Here is a 17,572-nt window from a genome sequence, read left to right on the forward strand (position 1 = left end):
CAGCCTCCGCGCGCTTGAGCGCCTCCAATATCTGGCTGTCCGTGAATCTTGACTTCTTCATCTGCAGAACTCCCTCTTAACGAGAAAATTCTACTTCTCCCAGCGGTGGATTTCAGGGGGCATTACCTGATGAGTCGGGGCTGCACTATAACCGGCATCGGTATTACGATCCCAACTCGGGACGGTTCGTCTCGAAGGATCCGATTGGGCTGGCGGGTGGCGTCAACGTCTACCAGTATAGGCCGAACCCAGTCGAATGGATTGACCCTCTTGGCCTCTGGGACTCAAACCCGCTCACAAAATATCGATACAACGACAACGGCACACTAAAGAGCGCTACTGCGAAATTTCGTCCCGAGAATCTGGGCACTGGTACCACAACCAATGCAAGTTCACGAGCTGCAGCGCGAACTTTTGGGTGTGCTAGCGACGACGCAGGGCACCCGATTGCGCGCAACCTTGGCGGTCTTGGTGGCGTTAAAGAAGTCTTTCCACAAGATCCGAGTACCAATCGCGGTGAGTTCAGGGATTTCGAGGCTGGCATCGCGAACCAAGTGACGCGCGGCAACAACGTCATTGTTCGGGTAGTGCCGCAATATGGGCTCGGTTCAACGAGGCCTGATTCGGTCCTTTATCAAGCTAGGGTGAATGGTGTAACGCGATCCCGAACGTTTGAAAATCCTTGCCCTTGTACATGTCCTTAAAGAGGAATAAAAGTGACGCCAGTTGCTCGATTGCGGGAATTCGTTGCAGACATGTTGGAGTGGGAAACCACGTTTGACGTGCAAAGACGTGCGCAGCAAAGAGAGCGGCCGAAAGATGCCGTTTTTCGAGAGAAAATGATTCAGGGTAATAAAGCTAAGCTTCTGAAAATATTCAAGGAGCACCTAAGTAAATCGGCCTTAGCTACGGAGGCAAAAGCTCGTCTCGACACAATGGGAACGGGCCGTCCCCCAGTGTTTGCGCAGCAGGTGCTGGAAGACACCGAGATTCGTTCTGGAAAGAAGGTATATGTAGAAACGCTGAACGAGAAGGACATTACCCCACGTCGACGCTACGCTCTCGTCATAGAAGATGATGAACCGAAGATCGACGCGGTATATGCCTGGCGCGACAGCATCGGTAAGTGGGAGAAGCAGCATTCCATCTGATGCGAGTCGAGAGCCCGAGGACAAGCTCTTTGCGAGCGACGCACTACAGTTCCGATTAGCCAACGAGTCGTTGATCAACGGAATGAATACTGATGCCGCATTCGGTCGAGATATGTTGAGGAGGAATCCGACTTTGTCGGTGGAACAGCCCCTTGAATCACCGGACTCCGTCAGCCACGTAAAATTACGGATAGGACAAGAAGCAAGAAGTGATGGAAGTATTGACGGCGCCGGAGCGCAAGCGGAGATGATCCGCGACGGAAAAGCTCACGGCGATAAGCCATAAAAAAGGCCAACGGCAGAATTGCTCGTTGGCCTTGTAGTGCAAGTCTTTCCGAGAGGAGAGACCGCGACGCATTTAGCTGATGCGGCGCGACATTCAATGCGCATCTATTGGCTTCTTCAGACGGAGTACCGCCCCCGCCCCTCCCGCCTTACTCCACCGTCACTGACTTGGCCAGATTACGCGGCTTGTCGACATCGGTACCACGGGCACAGGCCGTGTGATAGGCGAGCAACTGCAGCGGCACGACGTGCAGAATCGGCGACAGCTGACCGTAGTGCTCCGGCATGCGAATCACATGAATGCCCTCGGCGTTCGAGATATGCGTGTCCGCGTCTGCGAAAACGTACAACTGGCCGCCACGCGCGCGCACTTCCTGCATGTTCGACTTCAGCTTCTCGACCAATGCGTCATGCGGCGCCACCGTCACCACCGGCATCTCTTCCGTCACCAGCGCAAGCGGACCATGCTTCAGTTCGCCCGCCGGATATGCCTCGGCATGAATGTACGAGATCTCCTTGAGCTTGAGCGCGCCTTCCAGCGCAATCGGGTAATGCAAGCCCCGTCCAAGGAACAACGCATTCTCCCGACGAGCAAACTCCTCCGCCCACGCAATGATCTGCGGCTCCAGCGCCAACACACTATGCAACGCCGCCGGCAAGTGCCGCAATTGCGCCAGATAGTCCGCCTCCTGTGCCGCCGTAAGCCGACCGCGCAGCTTCGCAATCGTCAACGTCAACAAGAATAGCGCCGTCAACTGCGTCGTGAACGCCTTCGTCGACGCCACACCGATTTCCGTTCCCGCACGCGTCAAATAGTGCAGCGCCGTCTGACGCACCATCGCGCTCGTGCCCACGTTGCAAATCGCGAGCGTGTTCGTCATGCCCAGCGATTGCGCATGTTGCAGCGCCGCCATCGTGTCGGCCGTCTCGCCCGACTGCGAAATCGTCACCACCAGCGTTCTCGGATTCGGCACGCTGTCGCGATACCGATACTCGCTCGCCACTTCCACTTGCGTCGGAATCTGTGCCAGCGATTCCAGCCAGTACTTGGCCGTCATGCCCGAGTAGTAGCTCGTGCCACACGCCAAAATCAGAATCGAATCGACGTTGCTCAACACCGCTTCCGCCTTCTCGCCGAAAAGCGTCGGCGAAATGCCTTCCACCCCTTCCATGGTGTCGCCAATCGCACGCGGCTGCTCGAAGATCTCCTTCTGCATGTAATGCCGATACGGACCAAGCTCCACCGCCCCCGTATAGGCCTGCACCGTGCGCACTTCGCGCTCGACGGCCACGTCGTTGCGATCCACGATCTTCACGCCCTCAAGCGTGAGTTCAACGACATCGCCCTCTTCCAGATAGATGAACTGATCGGTCGTGCCCGCAAGCGCCAGCGCGTCCGACGCGAGGAAGTTCTCCCCCTCGCCCACCCCCACGACCAGCGGCGACCCGGCACGCGCGCCCACCACGCAGTGCGGCTCCTGCTTGCGGAACACGGCAATCGCATAGGCCCCCTTCAGACGCCGCGTCGCCAGACGCACCGCCTGAAACAGATCGCCCGCCGCACCGTTCGAGAGCAGATGATGCACGAGGTGCGCAATGACTTCCGTGTCGGTCTGCGACACAAACGCGTAGCCCAAACCACGCAGCTCGTCACGCAAGCCCTCGTGATTCTCAATGATGCCGTTGTGAACCAACGCCACCTCGTCGCGCGAGAAGATCGGATGCGCATTGTCCGTGATCGGCGCGCCATGCGTCGCCCAGCGGGTGTGGGCAATCCCCGTCTCGCCGCTCAGGTGCGTTTGCGCAAGCTGCTCGTCAAGATCCGCCACGCGCGAGACACTGCGGGCACGCTGCGGCACGCCATCCTTCAACACCGCGACACCGCATGAGTCGTAGCCGCGATACTCCAAACGACGCAACCCCTCGACCAACACCGGTACTACATTACGACGCGCTACCGCGCCAACAATGCCGCACATATTCGCTTCCCTTAGTGCCAGAGACCCTGGCGCATTCGATCGGATTCAACCCGTTTTTTGACTCTCCGGCGCACACGCTCGCGTCGTACGCCGATCCATAACCGCCGATTCTACTGCTTCTGCTTGCGCGGACGAACGTAACCCGTCTTCGCTTCCTGCGTCTTGCCATTGAGCACCAGTGCATCTTCCGGCGTGTCCTTCCACACGGTCGTGCCCGCAGCGATCGTCGTGCCGCGACGCACCGTCACCGGCGCCACGAGCTGCGTGTCCGAACCGATGAAGACGTCGTCCTCGATCACCGTGCGATGCTTGTTCGCCCCATCGTAATTGCACGTAATGGTGCCCGCGCCGATATTGACCCGCGCACCCACGGTCGAGTCGCCGACATAGGCCAGATGGTTCGCCTTCGAACCCCTCGCGAGCGACGCATTCTTCACTTCCACGAAGTTGCCGATGTGCACCTCGTCGGCCAGATCGGCCCCCGGACGCAGACGCGCATACGGCCCGATGTGCGCATCGGCGCCCACCACCGCACCGTCCAGATGACTGAACGCCTCGATGCGCGTCCCCGCGCCAATGGTGCTGTTGCGAATCACACAGTTCGGACCGATGGTCGCACCATCGCCTATCGTCACCTTGCCCTCGAAGATGCAATTCACATCGATGCTGACGTCCGTGCCGCACGCAATCTCGCCACGCACGTCGAAGCGCGCAGGATCGATCAGCGTTACGCCCGCCGCAAGCAATGCACCCGCCGCATTGCGCTGGTAATCGCGCTCCAGCTCGGCAAGCTGCGCCTTGTCGTTTACGCCATTGGGCTCCCACGCGAACGCCGGCTGCGTAGTGACGACCGGCACATCCGCCGCGACCGCGCAAGCGATCACGTCGGTAAGGTAGTACTCGCCCTGCGCATTCTGATTCTTCAGACCCGCCAGCCAGCCTTTGAGCGCGCGTGTCGGCGCCACGACAATGCCGGTGTTGATTTCGCGAATGGCCAACTCCGCCTCGTTGGCGTCCTTCTGCTCGACGATGCGCAACACCTTGCCCGCCGCGTCGCGCACGATCCGGCCATAACCGGCCGGGTTGTCCAGATCGACCGTGAGCACGCCCAGCTTGTCGTCACCCGCCGCGTTGAGCAGCGTCTGCAACGTCTCGGCGCGGGTGAGCGGCACGTCGCCGTAAAGCACCAGCGTCGGTACCGATTCGTCGAGCAGCGACACCGCCTGCTGCACAGCATGTCCGGTCCCCAATTGCTGCGCCTGCTCGGCGAAATACACGCCGTCACCGGCGACCGCCTCGCGCACAGCATCGCCGCCGTGTCCGATCACCACGATGAGCTTGCCCGGCGTGAGCTTGCGCGCAGTCGCAATCACATGCGACAGCAGTGGCCGGCCAGCCAGCGGCTGCAGCACTTTGGGCAACTTCGAGCGCATGCGCTTTCCCATACCAGCAGCGAGAATCACAATATTCATGGCGTCGTGACGATTTGAAAGTGGAAATACATGGTTCGGGGTCATGCGACGCTACCGTGGCGTTCGGCAGGTCGCGTCAGCGGTCGCATCAGTGGGCGCGGACAAGCGCGATCAGTCGTCGAATTGCGCAATGCGGATGATGCCCGCGTCGTTGTCGTCGGCGCACGGCGCCTCGTCGAACGCGATATCCCCGAGCGGATCGGGTTGCCCCGTCGCACGCAAATTCTTGAAATCGTGAATCCCCGTATCCATCAGATGGGACGGCACAACATTCGACAGCGCACTGAAAATCGACTTGATGCGCCCAGGGTGCTGCTTCTCCCACTGACGAATCAGCGCCTTCATCTCGGCACGCTTCAAGTTCGGCTGGCTGCCGCACAGCGTGCACGGAATGATCGGAAACTGCTTGTACTCAGCGTACCGCTCCAGATCCGATTCCCGCACGTAAGCAAGCGGACGAATCACCACGTTCTTGCCGTCATCCGACTGCAACTTCGGCGGCATGCCCTTGAGCTTGCCGCCATAGAACAGGTTCAGGAAGACGGTCTCGATGATGTCGTCTCGATGGTGGCCCAGCGCGACCTTGGTCGCGCCGAGTTCGCCCGCCACGCGGTAAAGAATGCCGCGACGCAGACGCGAGCAGAGCGAACACGTGGTCTTGCCCTCGGGCACCACGCGCTTGACAATGGAATACGTGTCCTGATTCTCGATGTGGAATTCCACGCCGAGCGAACGGAAGTAATCGGGCAGCACATGCTCAGGGAATCCCGGCTGCTTCTGGTCGAGGTTGACCGCGACGATGGAAAAATCGATCGGCGCGCGCTCGCGCAGCTTGAGCAGAATGTCGAGCATGGCGTAGCTGTCCTTGCCGCCGGACATGCACACCATGACACGGTCGCCGTGCTCGATCATGTTGTAGTCGCCAATGGCCTGCCCCGTCAAACGGAACAACCGCTTCTCGAGCTTGTTGTTCTCGAACGCGAGCTTCTGCGCCTTCTTCACACTATCGGCGGCAACGTTTGCGGGCGCAGCAAAGGCCGCACCGGTCTCAGGCATGACGGCACTCATGTCAGGCGTCCTTCATCTTGAATACTTCGATGCCGACCGAGTGGCAATCGGGATAGACGTCGGGCTTCTCGGTCGACACGCCCACCGCACGCACACGCGGATGCGCGAGCAGCGCGCTCGCCACATCGTCGCACAGGGTTTCCTGAAGGTGGATGTGGCCCTGCCCGACCCGCTTGGCAATGGTCTCGCGCATGAAGTCGTAGTCGACCACCTCGTCGAGCTTGTCCGACACGGGCGTACTGTCGGCAAGCGGCACAAACAATTGCACATTGATCAGCACGCGCTGCTCGCCACGCTTCTCGTATTCGTGCACGCCGATGTTGATGAACACTTCATAGTCGCGCAGGAACATGCGACGGCAGTCCATCAGGCGAGGGTGGGAAAGGGCGCTATGCATTTTGAAAACTCTTAATGACCATCTGACAATCAACGAGACCGGTCGGCATCGGCCGGCTCGGTCAGAAATTTCACGTCGCGCGACGAACGCGCGAGATGCTGCCCGCCATCGACATACAGCACCGTGCCGGTCACCGCAGACGCCTCAGCCAGGTACGCCACGGCCTGAGCAATGTCCTCCGGTGTCGACGACGCGCCCAACGGGGTGGAAGCGTGCGCCGCTGCAAACCCCGCCGGCGTCTGATCGACCGACAGCAGGGTTACCCCCGGCGCCACGCCCACCACGCGCAAGCGCGGTGCAAACGCTTGGGCAAGCAACGTCGTTGCCACCTCCAGCGCCGCCTTCGACAACGTGTACGACAGGTAATCGGGGTTCGGATTCGCGAGCTTCTGATCCAGCAGATTGACGACGACGCCGCGCTCCGTCTCGCCCAACGCCGCGTGCATCTCGCGCGCAAGCACGAGCGGTGCACCCGCATTCACGCGCATGTGGCGCTCCAGCGCCTGGTAGCCGAAATCGTCGGCATTATCGTACTCGAAGCGCGAGGCATTGTTCACGAGACAAACCGGCACGCCAAGCGCTGCGATGCATCGCGCAACGAGTCCCGCCGTAGCGGCTTCGTCGGCCAGCGACGCCTGCAACGCCACGGCCCGTCGCCCCAGCGCCTCGATGGCCGCCACGGTCTCGCGCGCCTCGTCGTGCGAACGCTCGTAATGAACGGCGACGTCCCATCCCAGGCGCGCGAGCCGCAAGGCAATGGCGCGGCCAATCCGGCGCGCGCCCCCCGTCACCAGCGCCACGCGCGGCATGCCGGACGTGCTGGCAACGTCGCCTTCGGCCGACGTGGGGCGTGGTGTCGATGCAACGGTCATACAGCGAATTCCTGTCAGAAGGCGGTTGGTTCGATGAATTTCGTGCGGCAACGGCCGTCCCCGGGCACTCAACGCGGCGGCGTGGGACAGCGCTGCGCGTCGCCCCGATCCGAGGGTGTGCTTCGCACGAACCGGCGAAAAGCACGCGCAAACGGCATGAAATTGACGAAATCCGGCGAAAATTACCCCCAATTCGCTCGCAGACACGCCAGTATCAATCATGACAGCCAGTCTGCACTGTCTCCGTTACAATGCCCGCATGAATCAGGCCGCACCGAAACCCCATAGTTTACCCGTTCCGGAGCCGGACGCGCTCGAACACTCGCGCCGCCTCACGGCATATCTTGCCGACGCCATCGACGCGGCCGGCGGCTGGCTGCCGTTCGATCGCTTCATGGAACTGACCCTTTACGCGCCCGGCCTGGGTTACTACGCCGCCGGCGCCGCCAAATTCGGGCGTCTGGCCGCCGACGGCAGCGATTTCGTCACGGCACCGGAACTCACGCCGCTCTTCGCGCGCACCCTGGCCCGTCAACTCGGTGAGATCTTCGAGCAGACGGACGACGCGCAAGTGCTGGAGTTTGGCGCAGGGTCGGGGCGTCTCGCGGCCGACCTGCTGCTCGCCCTCGACGCCGAAGGCACGCCGTGCGAGCGCTACTCGATCATGGAACTCTCCGGCGAGCTGCGTGCGCGCCAGCGCGACACGATCGCGCGCGCCGCACCGCATCTGCTCGATCGTGTCGCGTGGCTAGACCGGTTGCCCGACGCCTTCCAAGGCGTGATGCTGGGCAACGAGGTGCTCGACGCCATGCCAGTCCGCCTGTGGGCACGCCGTGCGGACGAGCAGGGGCGGCCCGTCTGGTTCGAGCGCGGCGTGACGCTCACGCGCGATGGCTTCGCGTGGGAAGAACGAGACTACGCCGGTGCGCTGCCGCAGGCCCTCGACGCCCTCGCCGATCTGCCGCCGACACAGGAATATCTGACCGAGACGCACGAAGCGGCATCGGCATTCGTGCGCAGCGTCGCCCCGCTGCTCGCCCGTGGTGTGCTGCTGCTCATCGACTATGGCTTTCCGTCGCGCGAGTACTACCATCCGCAGCGCGCCCAGGGCACGTTGATGTGCCACTACCGGCATCACGCGCACGACGACCCCTTCTATTACCCGGGCCTGCAGGACATCACCGCGCACGTGGAGTTTTCCGGGATTGCCGATGCGGGCGTAGAAGCCGGGCTAGATCTGCTGGGTTTCACCTCGCAAGCGCGATTCCTGATGAATGCGGGCATCGTCGATTTAATGAGCGCGCTCGATCCGACCGATCCGAAAACGTTCCTGCCAGCGGCTGCCGCCGCGCAGAAGCTGCTCTCCGAGGCCGAAATGGGTGAGCTTTTCAAGGTCATCGCGTTCGGACGCGGCATGGACGAGTGGGCCGGCCTGTTCGGCTTCGCCACGGGCGACCGCAGCCACGCCCTCTGATCCCCTCTCCTTCAACTCAAGGCCACACCGATATGTTTCGCTGGATGTTCACGATCTTCATCGCGATCTGCATCCTCTCGGCGGCCTCGCCATGGCTCACCAAACTCGGCATCGGCCGATTGCCCGGCGACCTGCGCATTCGCTGGCGCGGTCGGGAGATGGTCTTCCCGTTCGCCTCGACGGTCGTACTCTCGCTCGTCTTCAATCTGCTGATTCGTTTGCTGTAATCGCTCGCCGGTAACGCAACGTCTGTTGCAACCCGCGTTCGTCTCTTCCGCTCCCGTACCCGCTCCCGCTTGCCCGCCTCTCCCCTGCGAATGCGCCGCACTTCGGCCATTTGCGCCGACGGATCGTCCTGCGCGACGCCGGAGCACTGTCATCGCTAGGGTTAACAACTATTTTACCATTTGTTGCAAAAAAACTAATATGCAACAAATGATTCAATCGTGAATCACGGCGGCACCATTTCAGGAGCGGACATGAACAAGAGGCAATTGACCGGGGCGATGCTGGGTGTGGCGATGTGCGTCATGGCGGGCGCGGCGCTGGCCCAGACGGCATCGGAGACGCTGCAGAAGATCGCGAGCAGCGGCGTGATCACGATCGGGCATCGCGAGTCGTCGATTCCGTTCTCGTACTACGACAACGACCACAACGTCATTGGTTATTCGCAGGACCTGTGCAACAAGGTGGTCGACGCGGTGAAGACGCGCCTCAAGAAGCCCGACCTGCAAGTGCGCTTTATTCCTGTCACCTCGCAGAACCGCATTGCACTCGTGCAGAACGGCACCGTCGATATCGAGTGCGGCGTGACGACGAATCTGAAGGCGCGTCAGACGCAGGTCGACTTCTCGGACACGTTCTTCGTCGCGGGCACGCGCCTGCTCGTGAACCGGCAATCGGGGATCAAGGACTTCGCGGATCTGGCGGGAAAGCCGGTCGTGACGAACGCGGGCACGACGTCGGAGCGCATTCTTAACAAGATGAACAACGAGAAGCAGATGAAGATGAGCGTGATCTCGGGCAAGGACTATGGGGAATCCTTCACCATGCTCCAGGGCGGTCGCGTGCAGGCGTTCATGATGGACGACGTACTGCTCGCCGGTGCGCGCACGATGGGTCGCAACCCCGACGAGTGGGTGGTCACCGGCACGCCGCAATCGTTCGAAGCCTACGGCTTCATGATGAAACATGGCGATACCGAGTTCAAGAAGCTGGTCGACGACACGCTCGCGCACGTGATGACGAGCGGCGAGATCAATACGATGTACAGGAAGTGGTTCGAGTCGCCGGTACCGCCGAAGCACATCAACTTCAACTTCCCCATGAGCGAACAGCTCAAGCAGCTCTACGCGCATCCGAACGATAAGGCGTTCGATTGAGCTGTGCGCACGGGCACGCGTCGGGGCCGATTGCCAATCCGCAGTGCGCGTCACGGGCAACATCGCTCCCACGCAGAGACCACCGTCGCGGTGGTCTTTGTCCTTCCACTCGCCTCTCGCAAGGCCTCGTCGACGGCGCGATGTTCAGGCGGCGCGTATGCCCAGCGGCGCGGCTCACTCGTCGGCGGCGTGCAACCCTGCCGCTTCGACGGCAGCGATTCTTGCGGCCTGCACGGCGTCGCGAATCTTCGTGGGATTGTCCGCGTATTGCCGCGCGACAGCCCCTGCATCGATGCCGCGCGCCGCACTGAGCGCCGCCATCAACCGATCTCGTTGCGGATAGGGGGCGGTGGCGAATTCGCCGCCGCGTCCGCGCGCGTCGGACTCGCAGGCCTGGAGAATTTCGACGAAGCGCTCGGGCTTGCGCAAGGCGTCGCACCGCTCGAGCAGACGCACCAGGGCCGCCGCACCGAACTTCAGACTCCCGTGAATATTGCCATGCTCGCGCGCCACGACCTGCGCCAGTTCACGACACTCGACCGGCACGCGCAGACGCGCACACATCGGCCCGAGCAAATCGACGCTGCGCCCCTCGTGCCCGAGGTGACGCGGCAGGATCGCGTCCGGCGTCGTGCCTTTGCCGAGATCGTGAGTGAGTGCCGCGAAACGCACCGGTAACGAATAGCCCTGCTTCGCCGCGTAGTCGAGCACCATCATCACATGCACGCCGGTATCCACTTCGGGATGGAAGTCGGCACGCTGCGGCACGCCCCACAACCGGGCCACCTCGGGCAGTATGCGATCGAGTGCCCCGCACGCGCGCAAGACATCGAACATGCGCGACGGCTGTTGCGCCATCAGTCCCCGCGAAATCTCCTGCCACACCCGCTCGGCGACCAGCGCATCGACCTCACCGTTGGCAGTCATCTCGCGCATGAGCCCGAGCGTCTCCTGCGCCACGGAAAAGTCCGTGAACCGCGCGGCAAACCGTGCACATCGGAGAATGCGTACCGGATCTTCCGCGAAGGCTTCACCGACATGACGAAACAGTCGCGCGTCGAGATCGCGCTTACCGCCGTAGGGATCGATCAGCAGGTCCGACAGGCTGTTGTCGGGCAGAACCTCGCGCGCCATCGCGTTGATGGTGAAATCGCGCCGCACAAGGTCCTCCTCGAGCGTGACTTCCGGTGCGAAGTAGAACGAAAATCCGTGATAGCCGCGTGCCGTCTTGCGCTCGGTGCGCGCCAGCGCATACTCGGCCTGGGTCTTGGGATGCAGGAACACCGGGAAGTCACGGCCCACCGGCTTGAAGCCTTGCTGCACCATTTGCTCGGGCGTTGCGCCCACCACCACGTAGTCTCGATCCTTGACGGGCAGCCCCAGCATGGCGTCGCGAATCGCGCCGCCGACCGCGTAAATCTTCATGGACGCACTTCGTAGAAAGCGATGCTCTCGGTCTCGCCGCGTCCCGCCGCCACCCACGCCTGCACGGCAGCCACTTCGCGGATGCGGTCGGCATACGCCTGCGCGCGCGCCGACAGCACCGGCTCGAACGTCGCGAATCGCATCACCACAGGCGCGTAGAACGCGTCGGCAATGGTGAAGTCGCCAAACAGGAAGGGGCCGTCATAACGCCCGAGGCAATCTTCCCAGATGGCCTCGATGCGGCGGATATCGGCCAGCACTTCGGGCGTTACGCCCGCGCCCGGCCAATGGGCGGCAACGTTCATCCACATATGGGTGCGCAGCGCCGTAAAGCCGCTGTGCATCTCCGCGCAGATGCTGCGGGCATGAGCCCGCGCCTCGCGCGACTTCGGCCACAGCGGAAGATGCGCATAGCTATCGGCCAGATATTCGCAGATGGCAAGCGAATCCCAGACGGTGATGCCGTTGTCGATCAGGCACGGGACTTTGCCGGTCGGCGAATAGCGCAGGATCTGCTCGCGCGAGTCGGGCTGCGCGAGCCGCACATTCTGCTCCTCGAATGCAATGCCGAAGTGCTTGAGCACGACCCACGGGCGCATTGACCACGACGAATATTTTTTGTTGGCGATGATCAGTTGCATAGACACATTCCTTGCGTGCGCGACACATCGAGGTGTTGCGTGCCTGATGGGGGAAGCGAGGCGTCAGCGCCCCGCGTAACGCCGGTAGTCCGACAGGCGACGCTCCCAGTTGTCGCCGTCGAGATAATCGACGGCTACTTCCAGTCCATTCGGGACAAGCCCAAGTTCAGGCGCCAGCGGACCGGTCATGACATTATCGACACGCATCGAGTCGAGATTGTCGCGCGTGATGATCGGCTCACCCGGCAGCTTCTCGAAGAGCGCCGCCTGCAGGCGCGCAGTGCTGTCGGGCAACGACAGGATCGGCCGCTCGCAGCCGCACGCGGCCCCGGCAAAGCGCATGAGCGCCTCGAGCGTATACACCTCCGGCCCCCCCAGTTCGTATGTCTTGCCTAGGGTGGCGTCGTTGTCGATCGCGCCCGCGAAGGCCTGCGCGACGTCGATGACGTAAATGGGCTGAAAGCGCGCCTTGGCGCTCGCAAGCGGCACAATGGGCAAGCGCCGTTGCAGCTTCGCGAATGTATTCAGGAAGTGGTCGCCCGGTCCGAACACCACCGACGGGCGGAAGATCGTGACGGGAATCCCCGTCTCGCGAATCGCCTTCTCGCCATCGCCCTTCGAGCGCTGGTACATGCTCGGGCCATTCGAATCGGCCCCCAGCGCGCTCATGTGAATGAGTCGGTCGACGCCCCGGTCGCTGCACGCCTGTGCAATCTTGCGCGGCAATTCCACGTGTGCGCGAGCGAACGCGCGGCCGTAAGGCATGCCTCGGTCGCTGTGCAAAATGCCGACGAGATTGATGACGGCGTCGCTCCCCGCGATCACGCGCTCCAGCGCGCGCGGATCGTGCACGTCGCATTCGACGAGCTCCACGCCCGGCAGCACGCCAAGCGCCTTGGCAGCCTCGACACGCCGCGTTGGCAGGCGCACGACGTGCCCCATCGTCACCAACCGGGCCACCAGATGGCTACCGATGAAGCCGGTGCCACCGACGACACAAACGTTATAGCGCATGCGTCACCTCCGCGTCATGACTGTGGGACCGCTGTCCCGTCACTCGGGCAGGATTACGCCGAGCCGCTCCTTGAGCGATTGTGGACGGCCCGTGATCAGGGCCGCGTAATACGTCGTATTCGACAACACGTTCTCGACATAGGTGCGTGTCTCGTTGAACGGAATCGTCTCGGCGAAGATCGCACCCTCGACCGGATGCTCCAGCGTGGAGCGCCACGTGCGCGGACGCCCCGGGCCAGCGTTGTAGCCGGCCGATGCGAGCACCGCGGAGCCGTCGAATCGATTGTAGATATCCGACAGATAACTCGTGCCCAGACGAATATTGGTATCGATGTCGTGCATCATGCCCGGGTGGTAATCCATACCGATGCGCCTGGCGACCATCTTCGCGGTGGCCGGCATGATCTGCATCAGACCGCCGGCCCCGGCCGACGAGCGGGCATCGATGATGAACCGCGACTCCTGCCGAATCAGCCCATACGCCCACGCCTCGTCCAGATCGACGGCGGCGGCAAGGGGTTCGACCTTGCTGCGGAACGGCATCAGGTAGCGCAACGTAAAGTCATGCTCGGCCTTCGTGCGATCCGCCGTGTTGACCACGCGATCGAACAGTTCGATGCCATTGGCATACTGGGCGGCTGCGAGCAACTGACGGTCGGTCATGTTGCGCAATTCCCAGTTCCACTCCCGATTGCCCTCGAAACGCAGGCCCAGCGCGTAGAACTTCGCAGCGCGTTGGAAGCCGGGATTCGCGCGGTTCGCATCGACCTCCGCCTGGGTGACCGTCGTGCGCGGCGGCAACGACGTCTTGTTGCCCAGTTCCTCGTTCGCCAATTGCCCGTAGAAATTCGGTTGCAGGGCAATTTTCTGGAATTGCGCGCGCGCCGCGTCACCCTGCCCGGCTTCGCGCAACGCGCGGCCGTACCAGTACGTCCATACGGCGTTCTCGCGTAACGTCGCAGGCATCGCTTCGATGCCTGTACGCACGAGATTCCAGTCGCCCGCGCGCAACGCCGCACGAATCTTCCATTCCTGCGCCGTATTCGATAGCTTGGCGTTACCGGCCTGACGGTACCAGGTGATCGCCATCGGATTCTGCGACAGTGCGCCGCGCATGCCGATGCTGCCCCAGCCGATAGCCCGCTCCTCCCGCGACAGACTACCCGCCACCGACGAGAAGCTGCTCGCGGCAAGCATGGCGTCGCTGCGGGCCATGCGCACGACGGCCAGCAGCGCGAGCTCGCGCGATGCCTCCGAGCCATCCACCCCGCGCGCGAGAATCTGCGCCGGACGGGTCGCCGCCATGTCGAGCAGGCTGTCATCCGGACGGGCGGCGCCGAGTGCATCGGCGATCTGCTTGCCGAGCGAAGTGTAGTTTTCCTCGTAGGCCAGACGGATCTGATGCCAGACTTCCTTGCGCGGCAACTGGCCGCTCGCGGCCAGCGTATTTATCATGTCGACGCACCCCTCGCCGTAGTGCTTTGGCGTGGTCAGCAGGTCGATCGCGGCCTGCGTGACGTTCTCGCCGCGCGCAGCGCGCGACATCAGCGAGTAGCACTTCACCTGTGTGTCGTCGTCGAGCACGAACTTCGGATACTGCGCGTCGAACGTCTGCCAGTCATGGCGCTTGCCGAGCACCAGCAGCCAGTCGTTACGCAGCCGGTCGGCAATCGCCTGGCCGTCATACGTGCGCAAGAAAGCACGGATATCGTCGTCGGGCGCATCGATGAGCGCCTTGCCCGAGCGGTCGAACATGCGCGGCTTGATCTGGAAGTACTGGACGTACGACGGCACGTCGTAGTCCGAGAGCATGGCGGCAAGCACAGCGGCGCGCGGCGCATCGTTGGTGCGGGCGGCCTCGCGCAGTTGCACGAAGATGTCGTCGGGCGAGCGTTGCGAAAGCAGGTCGGCAGACGTCGCCGAGCGGCTTGCCGCCGATTGCGCCTTGGGACGACCGGTCGCCTGCGTCGTGCTGCATGCGACGAGCGCGGCAGCGGTCAGGGCCAGCGCAGCGGCGCGATATACTCGGGTGAAACGTTCTGACATCTTCGGGGGAGCGTCGGGTAAAAAGTGGATTCAAGCATAGCACGGGACCCCGCCGAACCGGCGGCCCAACCATCGGGAAATGGACCGGAATCGGCCACCGGGAAGGCGCAACTGCGCAAGGCGCTGCTCGACACGCGCAACGCGCTCACCACACGCGATGCGCGCGACGCCGCGCTCGCCGCGAGGTTGAGCGGCGAACTCGCGCGCCGCGCGCCGCGCTGCGTCGGCTTCTACTGGCCGATTCAGGGGGAATTCGATGCGCGGGCGCTCATCTGCGCATGGCTCGCGCAAGCGTCGCCCGGCGCGCCGCGTCTGGCTGCCCTGCCGGTCGTCACGGCACCGGCCGCCCCGCTCGCCTTCCATCGTTGGACCCCCGACACCGTCATGACCGAAGGCCACTATCGCATTCCGGTCCCGCGCGAGCCCGACCTGATCGTGCCCGACCTGCTGCTGGTCCCCTGCGTGGGCTTTACCCGCGACGGCCTGCGTCTTGGCTACGGCGGCGGCTTCTACGACCGCACCCTTCATTCGATGACCCCTGCCCCGCAAACGCTCGGCGTCGCGTACGACGCACTCGAAGTCCCCCATCTCAGCGCCGAAGCCCACGATCTGGCGCTCGACGCCATCGTGACTGAATCCGCCACCTTCGCACGTCCTTGCGGCACCCTCCGCTGACCGATGACAACCCTCAAGATTCTGCCGCTCGGCGACAGTGCCCTCGTTTGCGAGGCGGGCGTAACGCCCACGCTCGCCACGCAACGCCGCGTCTGGCATGTCGCGGCCCTCGCGCGCGAATGGCCCGACGTGCGCGAAGTCGTCCCCGGCATGAACAACCTCACGCTGTTGTTCGACCCCCTTACTGCGGATATCGACGTGCTGGGTGAGCGTCTGCGCGACGCCTGGCAAACGCAGCCGTCGGTGGGGGAGGTCGGCCGCGACATCGAGATCCCTGTGCACTACGGCGGCGAGCACGGCCCCGACCTCGCGGACGTCGCCAAGCAGGCTCGCCTGCAGCCGAAGACCGTCGTTCAGCGGCATACCGCGCCGGAATACATCGTCTACTTCCTGGGCTTTCAACCGGGCTTCGCCTATCTGGGCGGACTCGACGAGTCGATTGCCTCCCCCCGCCGCGCCGAGCCCCGACTGTCGGTGCCGGCCGGCGCCGTGGGCATTGGCGGCAATCAGACCGGCGTCTACCCGCTCACCTCACCCGGCGGCTGGCAAATCATCGGTCACACGGCCTGCCGCCTGTTCGACCCCGCCGCCACGCCGCCCGCCTTGCTGGCGCCGGGCGACCGTGTGCGCTTCACTATCGCGAGCCTCGACCTGTGATCGATATCCTGCGTGCCGGCCTGCTCACCTCGGTTCAGGACCTGGGCCGTCCCCGACAGCGCGAATTCGGCGTTGCCAGCGGCGGCGCCGTCGATTCGCTCGCGTGCGCCGTCGCCAACCGCCTCGTCGGTAACGAACCGAACGCCGCGACCCTGGAAATCACGATGGGAGCGTGCGTGCTGCGCTTCTCGTGCGCCACGCTCGTGGCGCTGGCCGGTGCCGATTGCCACGCCGATCTCGACGGCGCCCCCGTGTGGTCCTGGTGGCGCTTCCCCGTCGCGCGCGGTCAGACGTTGACGCTGCGCCCCGCTCGCTTCGGCATGCGCACCTATGTCGCCGTGGCCGGCGGCATCGACGTCCCCGAGACTTTGGGCTCGCGCAGCACCGACCTGACGGCCGGCTTCGGCGGCTTTGAAGGCCGCGCCCTGCGCGACGGCGACCGCATTGCCATCGGCCACGCGAGCGCCGCCACACGCAAACTGGCGCCGATGGGGGTGCGTCCGCCCGTGTGGCTGTCCGACCCGCTGGCGCACCGCGTACGCGTGCTGCCCGGCCCGGAATACGACGACTTTTCAGCGCTCGCCCACAAGCATTTCTGGGAAAACGCGTGGCGAGTCACGCCCAACAGCAATCGCATGGGCTACCGCCTTTCGGGCCCCGAACCCCTCGCGCGCAAGAAGAACCGCACCCACGATCTGCTCTCGCACGGCGTCGTGCCGGGCGTGATCCAGGTGCCACCGTCTGGGCAGCCGATCGTTCTGCTGGCCGACGCCCAGACCACCGGCGGCTACCCCAAGATCGGCACGGTGATCAGCGCCGACCTGTGGCGTCTCGGACAGGTGCGGCTTGGCAGTACGCTGTACTTTTCGGAATGCAGTGCGGCCGAAGCGCGAGAAGCGCTGCGCGAACAGTTGCGGTATCTTGCCCAGATCGATCGCGCGATCGCCTGGCACGATCGCGGCATTCTGAATACACCCCGGGTGCCGGCCATCACGCGCGAGCGTTGACACGGCGCACGCGCGGCGCCGGCGCCG

Annotated in this window: 17 protein-coding genes and 1 pseudogene; 9 read left to right on the plus strand and 9 right to left on the minus strand. The window is 63.4% G+C overall.

Annotation, left to right across the window (positions count from 1 at the left end):
* Nucleotides 1–110: 110 nt before the first annotated feature.
* The 3 genes and pseudogenes from ACE3UG_RS03980 to ACE3UG_RS03990 all read left to right on the plus strand — a co-directional run.
* A pseudogene (locus ACE3UG_RS03980) lies at nucleotides 111–278 on the plus strand (RHS repeat-associated core domain-containing protein); the annotation flags it as partial.
* Complete coding sequence (locus ACE3UG_RS03985) at nucleotides 261–704, plus strand: DNA/RNA non-specific endonuclease (protein ID WP_374620442.1); 444 nt, start codon at nucleotides 261–263, stop codon at nucleotides 702–704. The pseudogene ACE3UG_RS03980 and the gene ACE3UG_RS03985, both read left to right, overlap by 18 nt.
* A gap of 12 nt (nucleotides 705–716) precedes the next feature.
* Nucleotides 717–1,151, plus strand: a complete 435-nt coding sequence (locus ACE3UG_RS03990; protein ID WP_374619970.1) for an NTF2 fold immunity protein — start codon at nucleotides 717–719, stop codon at nucleotides 1,149–1,151.
* A gap of 434 nt (nucleotides 1,152–1,585) precedes the next feature.
* On the opposite strand, the gene glmS is transcribed toward ACE3UG_RS03990, so the two are convergent.
* From glmS to ACE3UG_RS04015, 5 genes are all read right to left on the minus strand, one after another.
* A complete protein-coding gene (gene glmS / locus ACE3UG_RS03995; protein ID WP_374619973.1) occupies nucleotides 1,586–3,415 on the minus strand; it encodes a glutamine--fructose-6-phosphate transaminase (isomerizing) in 1,830 nt (609 codons plus the stop codon).
* Nucleotides 3,416–3,525: 110 nt separating this feature from the next.
* Complete coding sequence (glmU, locus tag ACE3UG_RS04000; protein WP_374619976.1) at nucleotides 3,526–4,887, minus strand: bifunctional UDP-N-acetylglucosamine diphosphorylase/glucosamine-1-phosphate N-acetyltransferase GlmU; 1,362 nt, start codon at nucleotides 4,885–4,887, stop codon at nucleotides 3,526–3,528.
* 111 nt (nucleotides 4,888–4,998) lie between these two features.
* On the minus strand, nucleotides 4,999–5,955 hold the full coding sequence (gene ttcA / locus ACE3UG_RS04005; RefSeq protein WP_374619978.1) for a tRNA 2-thiocytidine(32) synthetase TtcA: 957 nt from the start codon (nucleotides 5,953–5,955) through the stop codon (nucleotides 4,999–5,001).
* Between the two features lies 1 nt (nucleotide 5,956).
* On the minus strand, nucleotides 5,957–6,352 hold the full coding sequence (locus ACE3UG_RS04010; protein ID WP_374619981.1) for a dihydroneopterin aldolase: 396 nt from the start codon (nucleotides 6,350–6,352) through the stop codon (nucleotides 5,957–5,959).
* A gap of 29 nt (nucleotides 6,353–6,381) precedes the next feature.
* Nucleotides 6,382–7,224: an SDR family oxidoreductase gene (locus ACE3UG_RS04015; RefSeq protein ID WP_374619983.1), complete on the minus strand. Its 843-nt coding sequence runs from the start codon at nucleotides 7,222–7,224 to the stop codon at nucleotides 6,382–6,384.
* Nucleotides 7,225–7,483: 259 nt separating this feature from the next.
* On the opposite strand from ACE3UG_RS04015, the gene ACE3UG_RS04020 reads away from it, so the two are divergent.
* The 3 genes from ACE3UG_RS04020 to ACE3UG_RS04030 all read left to right on the plus strand — a co-directional run bounded on the left by ACE3UG_RS04020 (nucleotide 7,484) and on the right by ACE3UG_RS04030 (nucleotide 10,080).
* Nucleotides 7,484–8,698 (plus strand): class I SAM-dependent methyltransferase, encoded by a 1,215-nt coding sequence (locus tag ACE3UG_RS04020; protein WP_374619986.1) that lies wholly within the window; start codon nucleotides 7,484–7,486, stop codon nucleotides 8,696–8,698.
* Nucleotides 8,699–8,730: 32 nt separating this feature from the next.
* Nucleotides 8,731–8,925 (plus strand): DUF2905 domain-containing protein, encoded by a 195-nt coding sequence (locus ACE3UG_RS04025; RefSeq protein ID WP_374619988.1) that lies wholly within the window; start codon nucleotides 8,731–8,733, stop codon nucleotides 8,923–8,925.
* A 252-nt stretch (nucleotides 8,926–9,177) separates the two neighbouring features.
* On the plus strand, nucleotides 9,178–10,080 hold the full coding sequence (locus ACE3UG_RS04030; protein WP_374619991.1) for a glutamate/aspartate ABC transporter substrate-binding protein: 903 nt from the start codon (nucleotides 9,178–9,180) through the stop codon (nucleotides 10,078–10,080).
* Between the two features lie 174 nt (nucleotides 10,081–10,254).
* On the opposite strand, the gene ACE3UG_RS04035 is transcribed toward ACE3UG_RS04030, so the two are convergent.
* From ACE3UG_RS04035 to ACE3UG_RS04050, 4 genes are all read right to left on the minus strand, one after another.
* Nucleotides 10,255–11,505, minus strand: a complete 1,251-nt coding sequence (locus ACE3UG_RS04035; protein ID WP_374619994.1) for a multifunctional CCA addition/repair protein — start codon at nucleotides 11,503–11,505, stop codon at nucleotides 10,255–10,257.
* Complete coding sequence (locus ACE3UG_RS04040; protein WP_374619997.1) at nucleotides 11,502–12,146, minus strand: glutathione S-transferase family protein; 645 nt, start codon at nucleotides 12,144–12,146, stop codon at nucleotides 11,502–11,504. Before ACE3UG_RS04040 ends, ACE3UG_RS04035 begins: the two co-directional genes overlap by 4 nt.
* A gap of 63 nt (nucleotides 12,147–12,209) precedes the next feature.
* Nucleotides 12,210–13,160 (minus strand): complex I NDUFA9 subunit family protein, encoded by a 951-nt coding sequence (locus ACE3UG_RS04045; RefSeq protein WP_374619999.1) that lies wholly within the window; start codon nucleotides 13,158–13,160, stop codon nucleotides 12,210–12,212.
* Between the two features lie 39 nt (nucleotides 13,161–13,199).
* On the minus strand, nucleotides 13,200–15,206 hold the full coding sequence (locus ACE3UG_RS04050) for a transglycosylase SLT domain-containing protein (RefSeq protein WP_374620002.1): 2,007 nt from the start codon (nucleotides 15,204–15,206) through the stop codon (nucleotides 13,200–13,202).
* Between the two features lie 24 nt (nucleotides 15,207–15,230).
* On the opposite strand from ACE3UG_RS04050, the gene ACE3UG_RS04055 reads away from it, so the two are divergent.
* Genes ACE3UG_RS04055 through ACE3UG_RS04065 form a run of 3 tightly spaced genes read left to right on the plus strand, consistent with a single transcriptional unit; the run spans nucleotide 15,231 to nucleotide 17,545 of the window.
* Entirely contained in the window at nucleotides 15,231–15,881 is a 651-nt protein-coding gene (locus ACE3UG_RS04055) for a 5-formyltetrahydrofolate cyclo-ligase (RefSeq protein WP_374620005.1), read from the plus strand.
* A 3-nt stretch (nucleotides 15,882–15,884) separates the two neighbouring features.
* Nucleotides 15,885–16,538, plus strand: a complete 654-nt coding sequence (gene pxpB / locus ACE3UG_RS04060) for a 5-oxoprolinase subunit PxpB (protein WP_374620008.1) — start codon at nucleotides 15,885–15,887, stop codon at nucleotides 16,536–16,538.
* Nucleotides 16,535–17,545, plus strand: coding sequence for a biotin-dependent carboxyltransferase family protein (locus ACE3UG_RS04065; protein WP_374620011.1), 1,011 nt, complete (start codon nucleotides 16,535–16,537; stop codon nucleotides 17,543–17,545). Before pxpB ends, ACE3UG_RS04065 begins: the two co-directional genes overlap by 4 nt.
* The last annotated feature ends 27 nt before the right edge of the window (nucleotides 17,546–17,572 follow it).

Source organism: Pandoraea sp. (genome assembly GCF_041919235.1).
Lineage (GTDB): Bacteria > Pseudomonadota > Gammaproteobacteria > Burkholderiales > Burkholderiaceae > Pandoraea.